The sequence below is a fragment of the Salinisphaera sp. SWV1 genome (genome assembly GCF_052044155.1).
Taxonomy (GTDB): domain Bacteria; phylum Pseudomonadota; class Gammaproteobacteria; order Nevskiales; family Salinisphaeraceae; genus Salinisphaera.
This window is the reverse complement of record NZ_JBQDYE010000011.1, coordinates 39,244-58,993: the sequence shown is the minus strand read 5'-3', so window position 1 is coordinate 58,993 and position 19,750 is coordinate 39,244. Positions and strand designations below refer to the sequence as shown.

18 protein-coding genes are annotated in these 19,750 nt (G+C 65.1%); 8 read left to right on the top strand and 10 right to left on the bottom strand.

Annotated elements, in window-relative coordinates; genetic code table 11:
- Positions 1 to 3: 3 nt before the first annotated feature.
- Together ACS8YF_RS07465 and ACS8YF_RS07460 are read right to left on the bottom strand one after the other, a co-directional pair.
- Positions 4 to 663, bottom strand: coding sequence for an amino acid ABC transporter permease (locus ACS8YF_RS07465; protein WP_440849587.1), 660 nt, complete (start codon positions 661 to 663; stop codon positions 4 to 6).
- Between the two features lie 80 nt (positions 664 to 743).
- Positions 744 to 1,568 carry a transporter substrate-binding domain-containing protein gene (locus tag ACS8YF_RS07460; protein ID WP_440849586.1) on the bottom strand — a complete coding sequence of 275 codons (825 nt, stop codon included), beginning with the start codon at positions 1,566 to 1,568 and terminating at the stop codon, positions 744 to 746.
- A gap of 191 nt (positions 1,569 to 1,759) precedes the next feature.
- Between ACS8YF_RS07460 and ACS8YF_RS07455 the strand changes: the two genes are divergently transcribed.
- The 3 genes from ACS8YF_RS07455 to ACS8YF_RS07445 all read left to right on the top strand — a co-directional run bounded on the left by ACS8YF_RS07455 (position 1,760) and on the right by ACS8YF_RS07445 (position 5,667).
- Positions 1,760 to 2,059 carry a hypothetical protein gene (locus tag ACS8YF_RS07455; RefSeq protein ID WP_440849585.1) on the top strand — a complete coding sequence of 100 codons (300 nt, stop codon included), beginning with the start codon at positions 1,760 to 1,762 and terminating at the stop codon, positions 2,057 to 2,059.
- A gap of 226 nt (positions 2,060 to 2,285) precedes the next feature.
- Positions 2,286 to 4,217 (top strand): OPT family oligopeptide transporter, encoded by a 1,932-nt coding sequence (locus tag ACS8YF_RS07450; RefSeq protein ID WP_440849630.1) that lies wholly within the window; start codon positions 2,286 to 2,288, stop codon positions 4,215 to 4,217.
- Between the two features lie 145 nt (positions 4,218 to 4,362).
- A complete protein-coding gene (locus tag ACS8YF_RS07445) occupies positions 4,363 to 5,667 on the top strand; it encodes an NAD(P)/FAD-dependent oxidoreductase (RefSeq protein WP_440849584.1) in 1,305 nt (434 codons plus the stop codon).
- Positions 5,668 to 5,684: 17 nt separating this feature from the next.
- Here the strand turns inward: ACS8YF_RS07445 and ACS8YF_RS07440 are convergent, their stop codons facing one another.
- Positions 5,685 to 6,752 carry an NAD(P)/FAD-dependent oxidoreductase gene (locus ACS8YF_RS07440; protein WP_440849583.1) on the bottom strand — a complete coding sequence of 356 codons (1,068 nt, stop codon included), beginning with the start codon at positions 6,750 to 6,752 and terminating at the stop codon, positions 5,685 to 5,687.
- A gap of 111 nt (positions 6,753 to 6,863) precedes the next feature.
- On the opposite strand from ACS8YF_RS07440, the gene ACS8YF_RS07435 reads away from it, so the two are divergent.
- Positions 6,864 to 8,192, top strand: a complete 1,329-nt coding sequence (locus ACS8YF_RS07435; RefSeq protein ID WP_440849582.1) for an alpha/beta hydrolase — start codon at positions 6,864 to 6,866, stop codon at positions 8,190 to 8,192.
- A complete protein-coding gene (locus tag ACS8YF_RS07430; RefSeq protein WP_440849581.1) occupies positions 8,189 to 8,953 on the top strand; it encodes an MlaA family lipoprotein in 765 nt (254 codons plus the stop codon). The genes ACS8YF_RS07435 and ACS8YF_RS07430 overlap by 4 nt, the downstream gene beginning before the upstream one ends.
- Before the next feature lie 77 nt (positions 8,954 to 9,030).
- Here ACS8YF_RS07430 and ACS8YF_RS07425 read toward each other — a convergent pair whose 3' ends face one another.
- Positions 9,031 to 10,062, bottom strand: a complete 1,032-nt coding sequence (locus ACS8YF_RS07425; protein WP_440849580.1) for an aldo/keto reductase — start codon at positions 10,060 to 10,062, stop codon at positions 9,031 to 9,033.
- An 82-nt stretch (positions 10,063 to 10,144) separates the two neighbouring features.
- Entirely contained in the window at positions 10,145 to 10,717 is a 573-nt protein-coding gene (locus ACS8YF_RS07420; RefSeq protein WP_440849579.1) for a flavodoxin family protein, read from the bottom strand.
- A 117-nt stretch (positions 10,718 to 10,834) separates the two neighbouring features.
- Here ACS8YF_RS07420 and ACS8YF_RS07415 point away from each other — a divergent pair, with 117 nt between their 5' ends.
- Positions 10,835 to 11,743, top strand: coding sequence for a LysR family transcriptional regulator (locus tag ACS8YF_RS07415; protein WP_440849578.1), 909 nt, complete (start codon positions 10,835 to 10,837; stop codon positions 11,741 to 11,743).
- Positions 11,744 to 12,248: 505 nt separating this feature from the next.
- On the opposite strand, the gene corA is transcribed toward ACS8YF_RS07415, so the two are convergent.
- Positions 12,249 to 13,202, bottom strand: a complete 954-nt coding sequence (corA, locus tag ACS8YF_RS07410; protein WP_440849577.1) for a magnesium/cobalt transporter CorA — start codon at positions 13,200 to 13,202, stop codon at positions 12,249 to 12,251.
- A gap of 92 nt (positions 13,203 to 13,294) precedes the next feature.
- Entirely contained in the window at positions 13,295 to 14,425 is a 1,131-nt protein-coding gene (locus ACS8YF_RS07405; protein WP_440849576.1) for a glycerate kinase, read from the bottom strand.
- 100 nt (positions 14,426 to 14,525) lie between these two features.
- Between ACS8YF_RS07405 and ACS8YF_RS07400 the strand changes: the two genes are divergently transcribed.
- Positions 14,526 to 15,053, top strand: a complete 528-nt coding sequence (locus tag ACS8YF_RS07400) for a gamma-glutamylcyclotransferase family protein (RefSeq protein ID WP_440849575.1) — start codon at positions 14,526 to 14,528, stop codon at positions 15,051 to 15,053.
- Here the strand turns inward: ACS8YF_RS07400 and ACS8YF_RS07395 are convergent.
- The 3 genes from ACS8YF_RS07395 to ACS8YF_RS07385 form a co-directional block, all read right to left on the bottom strand.
- Positions 15,040 to 16,152, bottom strand: a complete 1,113-nt coding sequence (locus ACS8YF_RS07395; RefSeq protein ID WP_440849574.1) for a glycosyltransferase family 9 protein — start codon at positions 16,150 to 16,152, stop codon at positions 15,040 to 15,042. The genes ACS8YF_RS07400 and ACS8YF_RS07395 overlap by 14 nt on opposite strands.
- A 326-nt stretch (positions 16,153 to 16,478) precedes the next feature.
- Positions 16,479 to 17,756: a sensor histidine kinase gene (locus ACS8YF_RS07390; protein WP_440849573.1), complete on the bottom strand. Its 1,278-nt coding sequence runs from the start codon at positions 17,754 to 17,756 to the stop codon at positions 16,479 to 16,481.
- 47 nt (positions 17,757 to 17,803) lie between these two features.
- On the bottom strand, positions 17,804 to 18,484 hold the full coding sequence (locus tag ACS8YF_RS07385) for a response regulator transcription factor (protein WP_440849572.1): 681 nt from the start codon (positions 18,482 to 18,484) through the stop codon (positions 17,804 to 17,806).
- Between the two features lie 396 nt (positions 18,485 to 18,880).
- On the opposite strand from ACS8YF_RS07385, the gene ACS8YF_RS07380 reads away from it, so the two are divergent.
- The gene (locus tag ACS8YF_RS07380; RefSeq protein WP_440849571.1) at positions 18,881 to 19,702 is read left to right on the top strand and encodes an HAD-IIB family hydrolase; all 822 of its coding nucleotides are present in this window, start codon (positions 18,881 to 18,883) and stop codon (positions 19,700 to 19,702) included.
- The last annotated feature ends 48 nt before the right edge of the window (positions 19,703 to 19,750 follow it).

Sequence of the window (19,750 nt, the reverse complement as noted above, 5' to 3'; positions counted from 1 at the left end):
CGGCTAGTGGGCGAAACCGGGCACGCGCAGACGGCGATCGAGCCGCGACAGGCCCCAGGTCGCGGTGAGCGAGAGCACGAGATAAACGGCGGCGGCGGCCGAGTAGACCGCCAGTGTATGGCCGTAGTTGGCGGATACGATGTAGTCGGCCTGACGCATCAACTCGACCACGCCGATGGTGTAGGCCAGCGAGGTGTCCTTGAGTTCCGACAGCGCCTCGTTGGTCCAGGGGCCGAGCGCCTGGCGCATCGCCTGTGGCAGCACGATGTGTACGATGGCCGCGCGCCGGGTCAGCCCTATGGCACGGGCCGCGGCCATCTGCCCGGATGGCACCGAGGCGATCGCGCCGCGCACGATCTGCGATTGATAGGCGGCCGAACGCAGGCCCAGCGCAAGCGCGGCGGCCGCGAACGACGAAATATCGTAGAACCCGGAAATGCCGTAGTAGAACAGGAACAGCAACACGACCGCCGGTATCGCGCGGAACAGGCGCTCGACGAGCGTGGCGCCGACACGCAACGTCCAGTGGCTATAGCTCTGCGCCAGCCCGAGGGCCGTGCCCACCACCACGCCGATCGCGAGCAGCGCCACGGCCAGGGCAACCGTGACCGCCGCGCCTTCGGCGAGGTAGGGCAGATTTTGCCAGAGGGCCTGATAGATCATCGGCGTGACGGCGCGCGCAATCGAATCAAAAAAGCCGGCGATCGCGGTGGGCGACCGCCGGCCCGTTCATGGCTGGAGGCTTACTGCGACAAACCGGGAATCGGCTTGTGATAAGAGGGGATGCTGGCCGGCATCGGGCCCGGCACCGGCGTGATCTTCGCGCTCGGCATGTACTTGTGGACGATCCGGGCCCATTCGCCGGACTTGTAGATCGCCACTTCGCCGGCATTGAGCTTCTTCAACAGCGCCGTGTTGCCCTTCTTCACGCCAATGGCATACACCTGCGGCGGCTTGGGGCTGATCTCGCCGGCGATCTTGACCTTGCCCGGGTTGTCGGCGACGAACTTCCGGGCGGTATCGTCGTCCAGGAACTGGGCGTCGATACGCCCGATCAGCAAGTCCTGCAGGGCGGTGGTGCCCTGTTCATAGGTCTTGATATGGATGTCGCCGCCCTTGTCCACGATCTGATTCTTCAGATAGTCGTAGTTGGTGGTGCCGGTCTGCACACCCACCGTGTGGCCGCCCGACAGCGCCGTTTGGGCGGTGAGTCTGGAGTCGGCCGGCACCAGCACATCGAGCTTGATCTGCCACCAGGGCACGGTGAAGTCGATCTGCTGCGCGCGCCGGGGCGTGACGGTCAGCCCCGTGACCAGCATGTCGATCTTGCCGGCCTTGAGTGCCGGGATCAGCGACGAGAACGACATCGAGCGAAACTTGACGTCGAAACCCTGTTGCTTGGCGATGGCCCGTACGGCGTCCGGCGCAATGCCGACCACCTGACCGTGATCGACCGCGGCCCACGGCGGGAAGGACGGTTCCACGCCGGCGATATAGGTTTTGGCCAGCGCGGCCGTGGAGCCCAGCATCGCGGCCAGCGCGATCGAGAGAATACAGATCAGGCGCATCGCAAGTTCCGGTTTTTAAAAAAAGAAGAAATCCACCCAGGCCCTGCCGGCGACTACCCGAAATCGCGGCGGCGACCGCTTATTGAAGCATACCGCGATCGGAGATTCAGCCATTGCAACGATGGATCGTTGTCCCGCACGGCGAAGTCTGATTAGTTACTTGCCCGGATCACATCGGCTGGGGAGGCGTTTTGGGCTTGCTGCTGTTATCGACCATCGCTTATTTGCCGCTGGTCGCTGTTGTGCTGCTTAACCTGATCGTGCCGGCGCGTCGCGTGCTTCACGCCAAAGCGTATCAGGATTTGCCCGACGAGGAGGCCAGCCGGGATGCGTCGCGACAGACACGGGTCGGGATTGCGTTGCTTGTCTGCCTGACGCTCGCGCAATGCTGCGCGCTGGTCTATTCGCTGCAGACTCAGCAACGCGCGGCCGGTAATGATCGTGGCGCCCGGGCCCTGCATGGCATGGATCTGGCGGAGCCGTCGGACTAGCCGTGGGCTGACGGGCGCCCTGACGCCGGCGCTGTGTGACCATCGCGTATCGGCTGGCGTGTTTCAGGTGCGCCGGCATCGGCCGGCGGGTGCGGTTGGCCCGATTGAATAGCCGGATCGTACCGGTGTCGTGACGCGCTACACTGGGCGAATCACGCCCGCGTGGCGTAGGGAAACAACGTCTCTTGGGGGCAGCGTGCGTCGTACGACCAGCCAGCGCTCGGGCATGGCCGAGCTGACCGTCCGGGGTATTCTCCTGGGCGGCTTGATTACCTTGTTCTTCACCGCGGCCAACGTCTATCTCGGCTTGAAGGTCGGTCTGACGTTCGCCACCTCGATTCCCGCCGCCGTGATCTCGATGGCGGTGCTGCGGGTGTTTTCGGATTCGACGATTCTGGAAAACAACATCGTCCAGACGGTGGCCTCGGCCGCCGGCACCCTGTCGGCGATCATCTTCGTGCTGCCCGGGCTGGTGATGATCGGCTGGTGGCAGGGCTTCGATTTCGTCACCACGGCCGTGATCTGCGCCACGGGCGGGCTGCTCGGCGTGATGTTCTCGGTACCGCTGCGGCGAGCGCTGGTGGTCGATACCGATCTGCCCTATCCGGAAGGCCGGGCGGCGGCCGAGGTGCTCAGGGTCGGCGCCGGCTCGCGCGAAGGCGCGGCCGAGAGCACGGCCGGGCTGGCGGTAATCGCGGTCAACGGCCTGGCCTCGGCGGCGTTCGCGCTGGCCGCCCAGATGAAACTCGTGGCCGGCGAGGCGTCGCTGTGGTTCCGCACCGGCGCCGGCGGCGCCACCGGCATTTCCGGCAGTCTCTCGTTCGCGCTGCTCGGTGCCGGCCATCTGGTGGGGCTGTCGGTGGGCATGGCCATGCTGGTCGGCCTGGTCATCGGCTGGTGGGTGGCGCTGCCGCTGCTCACCGCCATGAGTGCCGTTACCGGTTCGCCGGCACACATCGCACACACCGTATTTTCCGCCGACGTGCGTTTCCTCGGCGCCGGGGTGATCGGAGTGGCTGCGATCTGGACGCTGCTGCGCATCATCGGCCCGGTGCTGGCCGGCATCCGTTCGGCCCTGGCGGCCTCGTCCGCGGTGCGTGCCGGCGGCGAACGCCCGGTCGAGGAACGCGACATACCCATCGGCATCGTCGGCGCCGTCGCGCTGGCCACGCTGGTGCCGATCGGCGTGCTGTTCTGGGTGCTGATCGCCGGCGGCGCGCTGGCCCCGGCCGCCGTGCCGTTGATCGCGGGCTCGCTCGTGTTCGTGGTGGTGGCCGGGCTGATCATCGCCGCCGTTTCGGGCTATATGGCCGGGCTGATCGGCTCGTCGAACAGCCCGATTTCGGGCATCGGCATTCTCTCGATCGTGGCGGCCTCGTTGTTGCTGGTGGGTCTGTTCGGGCGTGATCACGCGCCGGCGACCACGCAGGCGCTGGTGGCCTACGGGCTGATCGTGACCGGCGTGGTGTTCGGCGTGGCCACCATTTCCAACGACAATATGCAGGATCTCAAGACCGGCCAACTGGTCGGGGCGACGCCGTGGAAACAGCAGGTGGCGCTGGTGTTCGGCGTGGCCTTCGGTTCGCTCGTGATCCCGCCGGTGATGGAGCTGCTCAATACGGCCTTCGGGTTCGCCGGGGCGGCGAATGCGACGGCCAATGCCCTGCCGGCGCCCCAGGCCGCGCTGATTTCATCGCTGGCCAAGGGCGTGCTGGGCGGCAATCTCAACTGGGGCATGATCGGGCTGGGCGCCGGCATCGGTGTGCTCGCGGTGGCGGTCGACGAGGTGCTCGAACGCACCGGCCGTATGCGCTTGCCCCCGCTGGCGATCGGCATCGGCGTGTATCTGCCGATGAGTGTGACGCTGCCGGTGGTAGTCGGCGCGGTGATCGGGCGGTTCTACGATCGCTGGGCCGCGCGTCGGCAGAACGCGGAATTCGCCAAGCGGCTGGGCGTGCTGACCGCGACCGGGATGATTGTCGGCGAGAGCCTGTTCGGTGTGGTGTTCGCCGGCATCGTGGCGGGCAGCGGCACCGATTCTCCGCTGGCCGTGGTTGGGCCCGGGTTTGCGCCGACCGCGCTGGTGCTCGGCACTGTCGTGTTCTTTATCGTCACCGCTGCGCTGTATCGGGCCACCATGCGGCGTGTGCGCGACTGATCGGGTCTCTGCCGGGACGGCACCGGCGTTCGGCGCCGGTTATTAGGCTAAAGTATGATGCGCTTGAGTAACCGCGTCATGGAAAGTGGCTCGGGCCTGGTTCTGTCGGTGCTTGATCGTGCCGGCCCGGAGGAACGACAGCGATATGTCCGATACACCGCGCATTGTTGTCGTCGGCGGCGGCGCCGGCGGCCTGGAACTGGTCACGCGGCTGGGGCGCAAGCTCGGCCGTCGCGGCAAGGCCGACGTGACCCTGGTCGATGCCAATCCGACGCATATCTGGAAACCGTTGTTGCATGAGGTCGCGACCGGCGCGCTGGACCAGAGCCTGGACGAAGTGTCCTATCCGGCGCATGCGCGCACCCACGGCTACCGTTACCAGCTGGGCGCGATGACTGGCATCGATCGCGCCGAACGCCGGGTTCGCCTGGCGCCGATTCACGATGAGGACGGCACGCAGATCCTGGCCGAGCGCGAACTGGCCTACGATTATCTCGTACTGGCCATCGGTAGTGTGTCGAACGATTTCGGCACGCCGGGGGTGGCCGATCATTGTTATTTCCTCGACAGTACGCGCCAGGCCGAAACCTTCCGGCGCGCGTTGCTCAATACATTCCTGCGCCATAGCGACGGCGGGCCCGGGCATGCGTCCCAGCTTTCGATCGCGATCGTGGGGGGCGGCGCCACGGGCGTGGAATTGTCGGCCGAGCTGTTGTCTGCCACCGACATGCTCTCGTCCTACGGCTATTCGAAGATCGATCGCGAGCAACTCGATGTGCACCTGATCGAGGCGGCGCCGCGGATCCTGCCGGCGTTGCCGGAGCGGATCAGCCGCTCGGTGGCCGGCCAGCTGGACAATCTGGGGGTGACGATTCACACCGAGACCATGATCACCCAGGCCGATGACAGCGGCTTCCTGACCAAGGCCGGCGAGCGTATCGATGCCGATCTGACCGTCTGGGCCGCCGGGGTGCGCGGCGCCTCGGTTCTCTCGGAGCTGGGGCTGACCACGCGACCCAATAATCAGATCCGGGTGCGCGATACGCTGGTGAGTATCGACGATGAACGCATCTTTGCCATCGGCGACTGCGCCGCCTGCCCGATGGGCGAGGACAAATGGGTGCCGCCGCGCGCCCAGTCGGCGCATCAGATGGCAAGCACCGTCTACCACAATCTGCTGGCCACGATCGAGGGCAAGTCGCCGAAACCGTTCAAATACCGTGATTTCGGCTCGTTGATCTCGTTGGCGCATTTCGATGCCGTGGGCAGCCTGATGCGCGGACGTGCCGCCGGGCGCAGCCTGTTCATCGAAGGCAAGCTGGCCAAGATGTTCTATGTGTCGCTGTACCGGATGCACCAGCGGGCCATCCACGGCATCTTCAAGACCACGCTCAAGGCGGTCGTGGATGGCCTCAACAGTGTGCTTCGACCTCGTCTGAAGCTGCATTAGCGAGACCCGGTGTGGGTTTATCCGGGCCGATTCGGGCCCGGCTTGTCGCGGCCCGGCGAGTTGCCGAGCGCGTAGGCCGCGATCAAGCGCCGGGCGGCTTCGCGGCCCGACAGCCAGGCGCCTTCGATGCGGCCGCCGGCGAGCCAGTCGCCGGCGATCGCCAGCCCGGCCGCGGTATCGGTCCAGCACAGGTCGTCGGCATCCGGGGCGCCCGGGCCCGGCCGGGCGTAACGCCAGCGATGGGTGCGCACGATTTCCATGTCGCTGGCGCGCTGCGCGGTCGCGGCCGCGAATTCCGAGATCAGCGCGTCTGCCAGTTCCGCGGTGGGTGTTTCGATGTGGGATTCGCTGAATTGTGCATCCGCGTGCAGCGTCCAGAGATGGCGCTCGCCGCTGCGCCCGGCCTTGTGTGTATTGTCGGCCACCCAGGACAGCAGACCCGATTTGAAGAAGATCGCCTGGCGTTCGGGCAGGGCCGGCGCACGTACCACCACGGAATGACAGGCCGCGAGGGCGGCCTCCGGGTGCGCCAGCGCATCGATACCCACGGCGCGCGGCCCGAGCAGCGCAGCGGTTTGTACCGCTGGCGGGGTGCAGACGACGACGTCGGCCCACTCGGCGCTGCCGTCGGCGTAGTCGATGCGCCAGCGCCCGCGCTCGGCGATAATCCGCTGAACCTGGCGCTCGGTTGCGACCTCGAGGCGGGCGGCCTGCAGTCGCTGGCGAACCCAGGCATTGAGTCCGCGCGGTCCGATCAGGCGTTCGCGATCATCGGGCGAGGGCGTCAGCAGCCAGGTGCCGGCCACCCGCTCGGCGCTGGCGATGGCCGGCGACCAGTGCGCGAGACGCCCGGCCTGGAGGTCGGCATCGACCAGCGCGCGAAATCCCTCATCGCGAACGGTGAAATACTGCGCGCCGTAGTCGAACCAGTCGGCGTCCAGCTCCGCGGCAATCCGCCGTGTGGCGCAGCGGCCGCCCGGCCGTGCCGCCTTGTCGACCAGCTTCGGCGCATAGCCGGCAGCGGTCAGGTGCTCGGCGGCGGCCATGCCGGCCACGCCGGCGCCAACGATCAGAATCTGGGTCATGGGCAATACTCGGAAATAACATCCCCCCCGGCGAACCGGTTGTCGGTATGATGAAGCAAATTTTGAGGTCGTTCAGGTAGGCCCGTGTTTTCAGTCTCATGCCGGCGATTCATGGCCGGTCTGCTGCTTTTGTCCGCCCTGGCCGGGTGCGCCACACAGGGCGGCCCCCCGCCCGCGACGGCTAAAGCGGAGGCATCATCGAGCACGCATCGTGCCGCCGCCCAGGGTTCCCATGTCAAACCCTATCCGTTCAAGAACCCGCTGACGGCCACGGTGCTCGGTACGCCGGACCGGCTGAAAGCCGAGCTGCCGAAGAAAGCGAATTTGTCGATTCGCAGGCTCAAGCCGCTGGTCGATCGTAAAACGCCGCCCACGCTGCGCTATGCCCGCCCGCTGAAGTATATGCTGGCCGCCCAGAATCACCCGGCGCCGCTGGCGTTCGTGATTGCCGGGACCGGCGATTCGGCGCTGTCGAGCAAATGCGTGCTGCTCTCGCGCGCCCTCTATCAGGTGGGTTACAGCGTGGCCTGCCTGCCGTCGCCCACCAGCGTGACATTCATGCTGGGCGCCGCCAAATACCCGGTGCCGGGGCGCATGAAGACCGACGTGGCCGATCTGTATCGGATGATGCAGGCCGTGCGCGACGATGTGTCCGGGGATATCGATATTACCGGATATTCGTTGACAGGCTGGAGTCTGGGCGCGACCGAGGCGGCGTTCGTCGCCCATCTGGATCAGAAGCGCCAGGTTTTTCATTTCCAGCACGTATTGCTGCTCAACCCCGCGGTCAGCCTGTGGGCCTCGGTCGGTCGGATGGACAACCTGTTGCAACGGAATCTGCCCGGTGGCTTCGATGCGCTGCCCCGGTTCCTGGCGCAGGTCCTGGGCAACATCCAGCAGAGCGAAGGCCACGGTAAACCCTTGCGCTTCAATGAAGATGCGCTTTATCAGGCCTACGAGAAAGGGGCCTTCGACAAGAAGGATATCGGCGCCATCGTGGGCCTGGCATTCCGGCTGTCGCTGGCCAACATGGCGTTCGCCGCCGATGTGCTGACGCATTCCGACGTGATCGTGCCGAAGAACGTCAACCTCGGGCCCTATGCTTCGCTCGGGGTCTATTTCCGTCGTTCCTTCCGGATGTCGTTTTCCAATTACATCAACCAGCTGTTGGTGCCGTACTGGAATCGCGACGGCCGGCATGTGAGCAAGGCGCAGTTGATAGCCGAGGGCGATATGCATCGCATCGCGCCGTTTCTGGCCAACGATGACCACATTGAAGTGTTCACGAACGCGGACGATCCGATCCTGAATGCCGACGAGGTCCAGTTCCTGCGCCATACCTTCAAGGGCCGTGCGCGGATCAGGCCACATGGGGGCCACCTCGGTAACCTGAGCTACAAGAAGACGATTCACGCGCTGCAGGATTACTTTACCCAATGAATGCCTTGCAACACGCCCGATTCCGCCGGCCGTTGCCCCTGGTGATGGCCCTCTGCCTGTTTCTGGGGGCCTGTGCCTCGACACCGCCGCCCAAAACCATCGACAATTCGACGCCCGCCAGCACGCCGGTGAGCCAGACCACGGCCAACCCGCTGGCGATCTCGGACCCGGTGCAGGGATTCAATCGTCGTGTCTATCGCTTCAACGCGCTGACCGATGAGTACGTCCTTCTGCCGGTGGTGCACGTCTACGATCGCTACACGCCCGGGTTCATGCGTACCGGCGTGGCCAATTTCTTTTCCAATATCGGCGAGATCACGACCTTCACCAACAGCGTACTGCAGCTCAAGCCGAAGAGTTCGGCCGTGACCGCATCGCGTTTCGTGATCAATTCCACGATCGGTATCGGCGGGCTGTTCGATCCGGCCACGCATTTTGGACTCAAACAGCGCGACGAGGATTTCGGCCAGACCCTCGGCCATTACGGCGTGGGTACCGGGCCCTATCTCGTGCTGCCGTTCTTCGGCCCCTCCGATGTGCGCGACGCGACCGGGCTGGCCGCTGACCAGGGCTTGTTGTACGTGCTCGATCCGACGCAGACCAGCGGCAACGTGCCGGCCAGTGTGGCCTACAACCTGATGTACGTGATCAACAAGCGCGACCAGACCAACTTCCGCTACTACCAGACTGGCTCACCCTTCGAGTACACGCTGGTACGGCTGGTTTACATGAACTATCGGGCGTTGCAGGTCGCGCACTAGATCCGTGGGAAGTAGCCCCGGAATGGGAACAGTCGGCTTTGGGCCGACTACGACCCAAAGCGAACTCATGAATCGGATCACCCCGGTCTCCTCATGGCGTCCTGGTGGGCGACCATCCAGCCCGGATAGTGGGGCGGCAGCCGGCTGATCTCTTCAAGACAAGCGAGCTCGTCTGCGGTCAGGCGAATATCGACAGCGCTAATGTTGTCCTCTAGCTGTTCTAAGCGTTTCGCACCGACAAGGACGCTTGTGACATGACGCTGTGAAAGCAGCCAGGCGAGCGCGATGCGGGCGACGGAAACTCCGCGCTGGTCGGCCATGGGCCGCATCTGCTCGACGCATGCCCAGGCTCTGTCTTGATCCACGGGCGGAAAGTCGAAGTGGCTGCGACGCGCGTTGTCTCCGGTCGATTCGCCGCGCCCGAACTTGCCGGAAAGCAAGCCGCCGGCCAAGGGCGACCAGACGAGAAGTCCCATCTGCTCCTCGGTGATCAGCGGCACCAACTCGCGCTCGATGTCACGTCCGGCGATGGAATAATAGGCTTGCAAGCTTTCAAAGCGGGCGGCGTGTTGCGCCGCGCTCAGCCCGAGCGCCTTGCCGATCCGGCCGGCATGCCAGTTCGATACGCCGACATATCGAATCAGCCCTTGGCGTGTCAGATCGTCGAGTGCGCGCATCGTCTCCTCGATCGGCGTGATCGGATCACTCGCGTGAATCTGGTACAGGTCGATGTGGTCCACCTGCAGCCGCTCCAGGCTGCGCTGCACCGAATCCATGATATGCCCGCGCGATGCACCTTGATCATTGGGCTGGCTCCCCATGACCCCGCCGGTTTTTGTCGCGAGCACGATCTTGCTGCGCGGCACGTCGAGATCTTTCAATGCCCGGCCCACGAGACGCTCGGACTCGCCGAAGGAGTAGATATCGGCGGTGTCGATGAAGTTGATGCCGGCATCGAGCGCGCAGGCAATCAGGCCATTGGCTTCTTCTCGACCCAGCGTGCCAATCGATGCCCAATGCCCAGCGTCAGAGTTGCCGCCCAGCGTCATGGTTCCCAGGCAAAGTTCGGAGACGTATAAACCCGTGCGACCCAATTGGTTGTATTTCACAAAAAACCTCGAATACGCATGGTGTAAGTGAGGCGGGCGCTTGATCTCTGCGTCCGCCGAAACGATGCGAGACAGAACGGTGCTAGCGGCGGAACTGTCCTGCAATCGATGCCACGCGATCGCCATAGCGGCGGGCCGTGTCAAGATCGCCGGGCGACATCTCGTCGGGGGCTGCATCAGCCGGCGACTGCGCCATGGCGCCGATGTAAGAGCCCATGCGATTGGGGTCGTCGCGCTTGGAATCCTTAGCGTTGGCCGGTTTAATATCCATACTCACCCAGATTCCGCCGTGCTGCCCGGCCAGCAGAAAGAAGTATTCGAGCGTATTGAGCTTGTCGCCGTTGATGCTGGCGCTGTTGGTAAAACCACCGAAGATCTTGTTTTGCCATCGACCTTCGAACCAGGCTTTCGAGGATGCGTCTGCGAATTTCTTGAACTGCCAGCTTGGACCGCCCATGTAGGTCGGTGAGCCAAAAAGAATAGCCTTGGCATGGTCGAGCGTTTCCCAGTCGGCGTCAGCGATCTGGCCTTCATCGTCGATCGCCGCAAGTAAGGCCCCGGCCCCTTGGGCGACCGATTGGGCCATCCGTTTTGTATGGCCGTATCCCGAGTGGTAAACGACGACGATGTCTGTCGGTGAGGTTTGTTGCGTCATGGTGATTCCGGTGATCGCGGTAGGGCGCTATCCAGCGCGTGCCCAATCAACCTAAGCCACACGAATGCGGGTATAAATACTCACAAACAGAACGCACTGTTCTCTATTTGGTGAACAATGAAAGACCTCGACGCGCTCTCAGTATTTGTCCGCGTGGCCGAAATGCGCAGCTTCACTCAAGCCGCCCAACATCTCGGCATACAGAAAGGCCGTGCGTCGACGTTGGTTCGACGGCTCGAGCGGGAAATAGGGGTAGCTCTGCTGCATCGCACGACCCGGCGAGTGCAGCTCACTGCGGATGGCCACGCCTTTTACAGTCGCGCACGCGATCTTCTGGCTGATGCCGACGACCTGAATTCGATGTTCACGGCCGAGGGTACGCCGCTGCGCGGCCGGCTGCGTGTGGACATGCCGACCGAGCTGGCACAAAGCGTTGTCATACCTGCGTTACCCGAGCTGACGCAAGCGCATCCGGAACTTGAGCTGGAACTGTCGAGCACCGACCGTCAAGTTGATCTCGTGGCGGAAGGCTTTGACTGCGTCATTCGTTTGGGGCCGATCGTCGACGACATGCTCGTCGCCCGCCCTCTTGGCAGCCTGCGAATGATCAATGCGGCCAGTCCCGATTACCTGGCGCGTTTCGGAACGCCGCACACGTTGGACGACTTGCATGGGCAATCCCATCGCATGATCCATTACACGCCTACGCTCGGCGGCCGCCGTTTCGGCTGGGAATATCCAAACAACGGTGAGTACGCCGCTTTTGCCATGCCCGGCACGGTGCACGTTAATAACGTGCAGGCCTACCACGCAGCGGGTTTGGCCGGGCTGGGTTTGATTCAAGCTGGCTATTCAGCGCTTGCGCCGCAGATCGCACGCGGTGCCATCATTGAAATTCTTCCCGATCTGAGACCACAGCCTCTTGCGGCATCGCTCGTCGTGGCGCACCGAAGGCACCTGTCGCCGCGCGTCCGGGCTTTTACGGAATGGGTCGAACGCATCCTCGCTCCGTATCTTGATTGCTAGTCCAACGATCGACACCGACGATATCACTCTCGTCAGATTGGTATTTCACGAAATGGTCAAGGCTATGCCATGGCAAAATCGAATGATTGCTGCCTGAGGACGACCCGCCGGCGTGAAGGCATGAGAGAGAAACACGTTCAGGCTTTCGGGTTATTTACAATTAAGTTGAGCAATTATGTAGGCCGGATTAGGTGCTTGCACCGTAATCCGACAGCCGGGCCCCGGCATTTGCGGATTGCACGTCGGATCAGGTGTGCCGCGCTGATGCGATCTGCCGCCAAAGCATTGTTTTAAAGCCGGTATGCGGAGGACGATCTGCATGCACCGGCTTTCGTTCGGGCAAGCCAACGCAAGCGACTCGCGCTACGGTACGAAACCGAACTTCGCTGCATTGCGTGGCTCGACGCAAACAACGTCGAGACCGTAGCCGTTGTGAAGGTTTGCCATCAGACGGGCCGCTCGAAGTCGACCGCATGCCGGCAGGCGCCGGCGCCCATCCATCCCGTCAGAGCCAGTTCTTGTGCTTGAAGTACAGATACGGCGCGATGCCGGCGGCGACCATGAGCCCGAGCGCCATCGGATAGCCGTAATGCCAGGACAGCTCGGGCATGTGCTGGAAGTTCATGCCGTAGATGCTGGCCACCAGCGTGGGCGGCAGGAACACCACCGCGGCGATCGAAAAGATCTTGATGATCTGGTTCTGCTCGATGTTGATGAAGCTCACGGTGGAGTCCATCAGGAAGTTGATCTTGTCGAACAGGAACGCGATGTGACTCATCAGTGTTTCCACGTCCGACAGGATTTCGCGGGCGGTTTCGCGCTCGGGCGCACGGGCCGGCAGATGGCGCAGTATGAACGAGATGGAGCGCTGGGTGTCCATCAGACACAGCCGGATCTTGCCCGAAGAGTCCTCCAGCTTGGCCAGGGCATCGATGGCGGCCTCGTAGTCGGCATCCTCGTCCTCAAGCACGGTATGGCTGACTTTTTCCAGATCGAGGTGGATGTCCTCGACGGTGTCGGCCAGGTTCTCCACCTTTTGATCGAAGATGGTGACCAGCAGCGATTCGGGCGAATCGACCTCGAGCTGGCCGGCGCGGGCGCGCAGGCGCAGTAGCCGAAAATCGGCCAGGTCGTCATCACGCAGGGTGATCAGGCGCTCGGGCTGCAGAATGAACGCCACGGTTTCGGTGTCGTGCCGGCCCTCGCTCTGCGCGAGGAACAGCGAATGTACGTGGATGCCGTCGGGGTCGACGAAGTAACGCGCGGAGGCTTCGATTTCCTCGACGTCCTCGTCCTCGGGCAACTCATCGGTGAGGAATCGAGTCAGTTCGGCGCGTTCGGCTTCGTCGGCCTCCAGCGCGTCAATCCAGTGGGCATGGGCGAGCCGTTCGGCGACCGGGGTGTCCTGCGAACGGTCCTCGACGATACGGCCGTGGTCGATGGCAAAGCTGCGCAGCATGGCCAGTCTCCGGTCTGTGGGGCGAGCGAGCGCGGCCAATGATAGGGCAGCATCCGGCGGATGTCGCCCCGGCCCGACGCGCTATCGACGGATCACACCGGGAGCTCGGCGATCACGTCGGCCAGGTCCGCGCCGATCTCGAACAGCCAGCGCCCGGGTGTGGCGATGGCGGCCTCGATGCTGCCGGCGCGTTCGACCAGTGTGTAGGTGCCGGTAAAATGGGTTTCCAGTTCGCGGCGTGCATCGTCGGCGATGTCGCCGCAGACCAATAGCGTCGGCGTGGGTCGGGCGGCGCGGGCCACGGCGAGCGGCAGTTTGCCGGACAGGGTCTGGCGGTCGGAACGGCCCTCGCCGGTGATCACGCAGCGGGCCTGGCGCATGTGCCCGGCCAGCCCGGTCATCTTCAGTACGGCTTCGGCGCCGGATTCGAGCCGGCCGCCGATCCGTGCGAGCGCGAAGCCGAGGCCGCCGGCGGCGCCGCTGCCCGGCCATGCCGCCGGGTCGCGTGCGCCGGTGGTCTCGGCCAGGTGTTCGAAGGCGGCCTCGACCTCGACGATGTCGCCGTCGGTCAATCCTTTTTGCGGGCCGTAGACGCGGCTGGCGCCGTTTTCGCCCAGCAGCGGGTTGTCGACATCGCAGAGCACACGGATACGGACATCGGCCAGGCGCGCGTCCAGCCCGGACAGGTCCAGCCGCGCGAGCGCCAGCAGGCCGTGCATGCTCGGCGCGATGACCTCGCCCGCGGCGTTGTACGGGGTGGCTCCGAGCGCGGCCAGCATGCCGAGCCCGGCGTCGTTGCAGGCACTGCCGCCCAGTCCGATGGCGATATCCGTGGCGCCGGAATCCAGCGCATCCGCGATCAGCATGCCGAGCGCGTAACTGCTGCGTTCGGCCAGTGGCGGGGCGTCGTCCACGGCCTCGATCAACGGCAGGCCCAGCACGGTGGCCGATTCCAGCACCACCGGGCCGTCGGCCATGACGTACCAGGGCGCATCCAGCGACCGGCCATGAATGCCGACCAGCGTTGTCGTCTGCCAGTGACCGTCGCAGGTTGCGGCCACGGCATCGAGCAGGCCTTCGCCGCCGTCGGCCATGGGCGCGATCAGCGTGCGCGGCGGATTGTCCTGGGCGGTCAGGCCCTCGGCAATCGCGCGGGCGACGTCGATCGCCGCGAGGCTGCCCTTGAAACTGTCCGGAGCGATCACGACGGTATTTTCGGCCATACCTCGTCTCCTTTGCCGGCCGTGGGCCGCCGGCCGGTTGGGTGTAGGGTGGTCCGCACCGCCATAGTACGATATCGGCCGATTGGCCGGTTCTACCTCGATGCCTATGTATTACTTCGCTTACGGGTCCAACATGTGTACCGCGCGCCTGGCCCGGCGCGTGCCCAGCGTTCGACCGGTCGGGCCGGGCTGGCTCGACGGGCACCGATTGTGCTGGCATCTCGCCGGTGATGACGGATCGGGCAAGTGCAACGTGGTCGCGACGGGCGACCCGGACGATCGGGTGCATGGGGTGCTGTTTGAGCTGGACGCGACGCGCCTGGATGCGCTGCATGCGGCCGAGGGCCCGGCCTATGATTTTCTGGAGCTGGCGACCGGCCATGCGGGCGGCGAGATCACGGCGGCGATCTATCGCGGGCGCGCGGCGTGGCTGGATGATGCGCTCACCCCGTTTGCCTGGTATTGCGATTTCGTGGTCGCCGGCGCGGCCGAACATGGTCTGCCGGTCGACTGGATCGCCAGCCTGGGCCGCGTGCCGACGCGCCCCGACCCGGATGTCGAGCGCGCGAGCGAGAATCGGGCGATTCTCGAGGAAACGCCCGACAACGTGGTGACTACAGCCCGCTGACCCGCGGGTTCGTCTGCCGGCGGCGGGCGATCCGCTCGGCCAGCCGTTGCGCGACGTGCGCCGGCGTCAGTTCGTCGTCGGCGACGGTCTCGCAATCCTGGCCGAGCGGGGCATAGTCGCTGGGCAGGGTGGCCCGGAACAGCCCGATGACCGGCGTGCCGGAGGCTGCCGCCAGGTGCATCGGCCCGCTGTCAGCGGCGACGAACTGATCCAGGCGCGACATCAGTGCGGCCAGCTCCGTCAGCGGCTTGATCGCGACATGCGCGATCTCGGGGATCACCGGCTCGGCGTCCGCGCCGGGCAGTATCTCCAGCAGTATGGCTTCCGGGACGGCGCGGCGAACCTCCAGAATCCAAGCCTGCCACCAATGACGCGGCAGCATCTTGCGCCCGGTCGCCCGACTGAAGAAGCCGATCACCGGCGCGCCGGGGGGGCGCTCGCCGAGGGCGGCCTGCCAACGGTCGTCAGCGGCCTGTTGATCGGCCGCATCCGGAAAGACGGCCAGCGTGTCGAAGGTTGTGACCGGCGGTTGCGAAATGGCATTCGTGAGCAGTTCCACGGCCTGCAATGCCTGGTGGCGACTCTTGCTTTTGCCCGCGGCATGGGTCAATTGCAGCCACTGGTCGCTCCGGGCGAAGCCCATGCGCTGGCGTGCGGGGATGAGCACCATGCCGAGGCGGTTGCTGGTGGAATTACCGGTCGGGTCGATCGTCAGGTCGTAGCGCTGTGCGCGGATGGCACGCAGCGTGCGCACCATCGACAGCAGGTGGTTTTCCTGAATCCAGATTCGGCCGATGCCAGGCAGGCTCTGCAACAGCTTGGCTTGGGCCGGGGTCTGGATGAGTACATCGATGCGGGCCTCGGGCAGGGTCGCGGCCAGGCTGCGCAGCATCGGGGTGAGAAACAGGATGTTGCCGAGGCGCTTGTTCAGGCGCACCACGAGTATGCGCCGGGTGTCGGGCGCCAGCGGGCGCCGCCGGGCCTCGGGTGTGCCCAGCAGGCGGGCCAGCAGGCGATGGAAACGACGCCGGTTGTTGCGCTGCCAACGCTTGCCGGCCGCGCGTAGGCCTTCGAATGGTACGGTGCGCTTGTTGCTCACGGCTCGGTTCGGCGGGTAGAAGTTTCGGGGTTGTTGATGTTGCGTCGGGGCGCCGCGCAGGGCGCGAGCCGCCGCCGGGGCGAAAGGCCCGGTCGTGGCGCGGGCCGGACATGCCCGGGCCGCAGGGCCGCGCGGCGGGTGCTACGCCTCGTCTTGCCGTCCATGGTCAATTTTCAGGCCGCGCCCGGCGCGGACTCATACGAAACATCAACGAGCCCCAGGATGACCAGCGTCGTCTGCCAACGCTGTCAGCGATATGTCAGGCGAAGATTAAACCGGCCCGGGCCCGGCGTCGATCACGATAAACCCCGACCCGGCGCCGGCGCTCAGACCAGTTGCAGCTCGATTCGTGTGCCTTCCTCGGGCCGGCTGGCCAGTCGTATGCGCCAGTGGTATCGATCGGCCACGCGCTTGACCAGATAAAGCCCGAGTCCGAGCCCGGCGCCCGGGCCGGAGCGATAACCGCGCACGAAGGCATGCTGCAGTGCTTCGGTGGTCATGCCATCGCCATTGTCGGCGACGGTCAGACGCCGGTCGGCCAGGGTTATGCGGATCTCGTCGCCCCCGTGGCGCAGGGCGTTGCGCAGCAGGTTGCCGAAGGCGATAACGACGGCGATGCGGGGCGCCCCGATCTCGCAGTGATCGAGCGTGCTGATCTCGATCGTCTTGCGACCCATCAGCGGACGGTAGGCATCCACCACTTCGGTGATCACCTGATCCGCCCGGCAATACGGGGTGGCCCCGTCGGCCTGCTCGTCGCGGGCGAGAAACAACAGCGACTCGATGAGCTCGGCCATCTGATGCGAAGCGCGATCAATACGGGTCAGCGGGCCGCTGTCGGCGAGTTGGGGGTTCTGTTGCAGCACCTCCACCGCTCCCTGGATCACTGCCAGCGGGGTACGCAGTTCATGACTGGCATCGGCGGTGAAGTTGCGTTCGCGCTCGACGAATTCCTCCAGCCGGCTCATGAAGCGATCGAAGGCATGGGCAATCACGCCGACTTCGTAGTGTTCGAATTGCGCTGCGAGCCGGGTCGAGCCGGCGCCCGGCTGCAGGTTGGCCACGTGTTCGGCCAGGGCGTTGATCGGCTTGAGGCTGATGCGGGCGATCCACGCGCCGAGCGGCACCGCCAGTGCCAGCACCAGCAGTGCGGCGATGATGGCGATGAGCTTGAACAGCGATTCTCGATTTTCGATCGCGGTGATGTCGTACGCCAGATACGCCTGCTTGTTGCCGATGGCCTGGGTGCGTACCCGATAGGTGTGATGGTCGAAGGTCAGCGTCACGCCCTTGACGTCGGGCCCGAGACCACGCAGCGCGTCGGGCAGCTCATCGTGCTGGTTCGGGCCCACGACATAGCCGGTCAGGTTGGCCGAATGCGGGATCGCGGCCGCGCCTTCGGTGGGGTAATCGGCGACCAGTTCCTTCATTTCGTGGGCGACGAGAACGTTGAGTAGATCGGCCTTGAGCCGGCCATTGATGGTGAACAAGGCCAGCAGGACAGTACTGACCACCACGGCCACGAACAGGGCCAGCGCGAATGCGACACGAAACTGAAGGCTGTCCCAGGGATTGCGCAGCAGCCGGCCGATCGCTGTCTTCATCGGCCTTGGTCCCGGCCACCCATACGAAATCGCCGTCGCAACACGCGTCAGGCCGCGTCCGGAGCGACCAGGCGGTATCCCATGGTCGGCACTGTTTGCAGCATGGGCTTGGAAAACGGCTTGTCGATGGCCGCGCGCAGGGCGTGGATGTGGGTGCGCAATGCCTCCGAATCCGGCGGATGATCGCCCCAGATGGCGGCTTCGAGTTCGGCCCGCCGCACCAGGCGGGGCGAGGCCCGCAGGAGCACTTCCAGCAGCCGCAGGGCGGTGGGCGTGAGCGTGAGTGTCCGGCCCTCGCGTTCGGCCTGCCAGGTGTCCAGGTTGAGGCTGAGTTCGCCGGCCTTGAGCTGGTGGTTGCTGCGCCGCGGGCCGCGATTGCCGAGTGCGGCCAGTCTGGCCTCGAGCTCGAGCAGCGAAAAGGGTTTGATCAGGTAATCGTCGGCGCCCGAGGCAAACCCGGCGAGCTTGTCATCGATTGTGTCGCGGGCGGTGAGCATCAGAATCGGCGTCTGTTTGTCCGCCTCGCCGCGCAGGCGTTCGCACAGGGCGATACCGTCGATTCCGGGCAGCATCAGATCGAGCACGATCGCGTCGAAATTATCCACCACCGCGAGATGCAGTCCGGTGACGCCGTCGGTCGCACTGTCGACCACATGCCCCCGGGCGGACAGGAATTCGATGATGTTGGCCGCGAGGTCTTCGTTGTCCTCGATGACGAGTATGCGCATGGGCTGTTTCCGACGTTGTTGCGCCGATTCTAGGGTCTGTTGCCGTTTCGTGCGAGCGCCGCGTTGGAGACCGCTGTCGGCGCGCCGACCAATGGACGAGCGCGCGGGCGGCTGGCCGGCACCGGGGCGGCGAACAGATCGGGCCGGATGCAGGCAAGCGGCCGGACAGCCGGCAATTATTGGTCCGGCATCAAAACAGCCGACTTCATCCGCTGTTTTCAACGCCTTCAAAAATAAAAGCCGGCGCCTGTCCGTCTTTTATTTTCAAAGGCTTCGCGGCCAATGGCCGCGGCGAGCATGCGATCGCATACTCGCGCTATTAACCCGAAAAATCATCTATATTTTGTGCCGGGTTAATAAGGCAAACTGGGACGTATCGTCCCGGCCTCTGTTGTCATGTCCGAACCGCGCCCCCGGCCCGTCGTGTTCACCGATCTCGATGCCACGCTGCTCGACCACGACAGCTACGACTGGTCGCCCGCGGCCGGCGCGTTGGCCGCCCTTGCCGCACGCGATGTACCGGTGTGCCTCTGCACCAGCAAGACCGCGGCCGAGATTCGCGTTTTGCGCCGCGCGCTCGGCAACAGCGCGCCATTCGCCGCCGAGAATGGCGGTGTGGTCGCGGTGCCGCGGGGTTATTTTGCGCCCGAGGGCGCCTCCGATCCGGACGATCTGGTGATCACGACGCTCGGGGCCGATCGTGACAAGCTGCGCGAACTGGCCGTGGCCCTGCGCCAATCGGAAGGCTACCGCTACACCGGATTCGGCGATATGAGCGTCGGGCAGGTGGCTGCCGCCACCGGCCTGGATCGTGAAGCCGCCGCCGCCGCGAAGGCGCGCGATGCCTCCGAGCCGCTGCTGTGGCAAGACAGCGAGGCCGCGGAACGGGATTTCGCGGCCCGGGCCGAAGCCGCCGGCTTCACCACCCGACGCGGCGGGCGGTTCGTGCATCTGCTCGGCCGTGCCGACAAGGGCGATGCGCTGAACTGGCTGCGGCGGCGCTTTGCCGCGGCGCGCGGCCCGATTCTTGCAATTGCCCTGGGAGACTCCGCCAACGACGCCGACATGCTCGCCGCCGCCGACATCGGTTACTGGGTGGCACGGCCGGACGGCAGCTACCAGGCGCCGGCCACCGGGCGGATTCGCCACGCGCCGGGGATCGGGCCGGCCGGTTGGGCCGCGGCCATCCAGGCGCTGATCGACAACAAGGAAATCTAGCCCGCAACGCCGGTCTTCTCGAGCGGCGATTCGGGCGGGGAGACACCG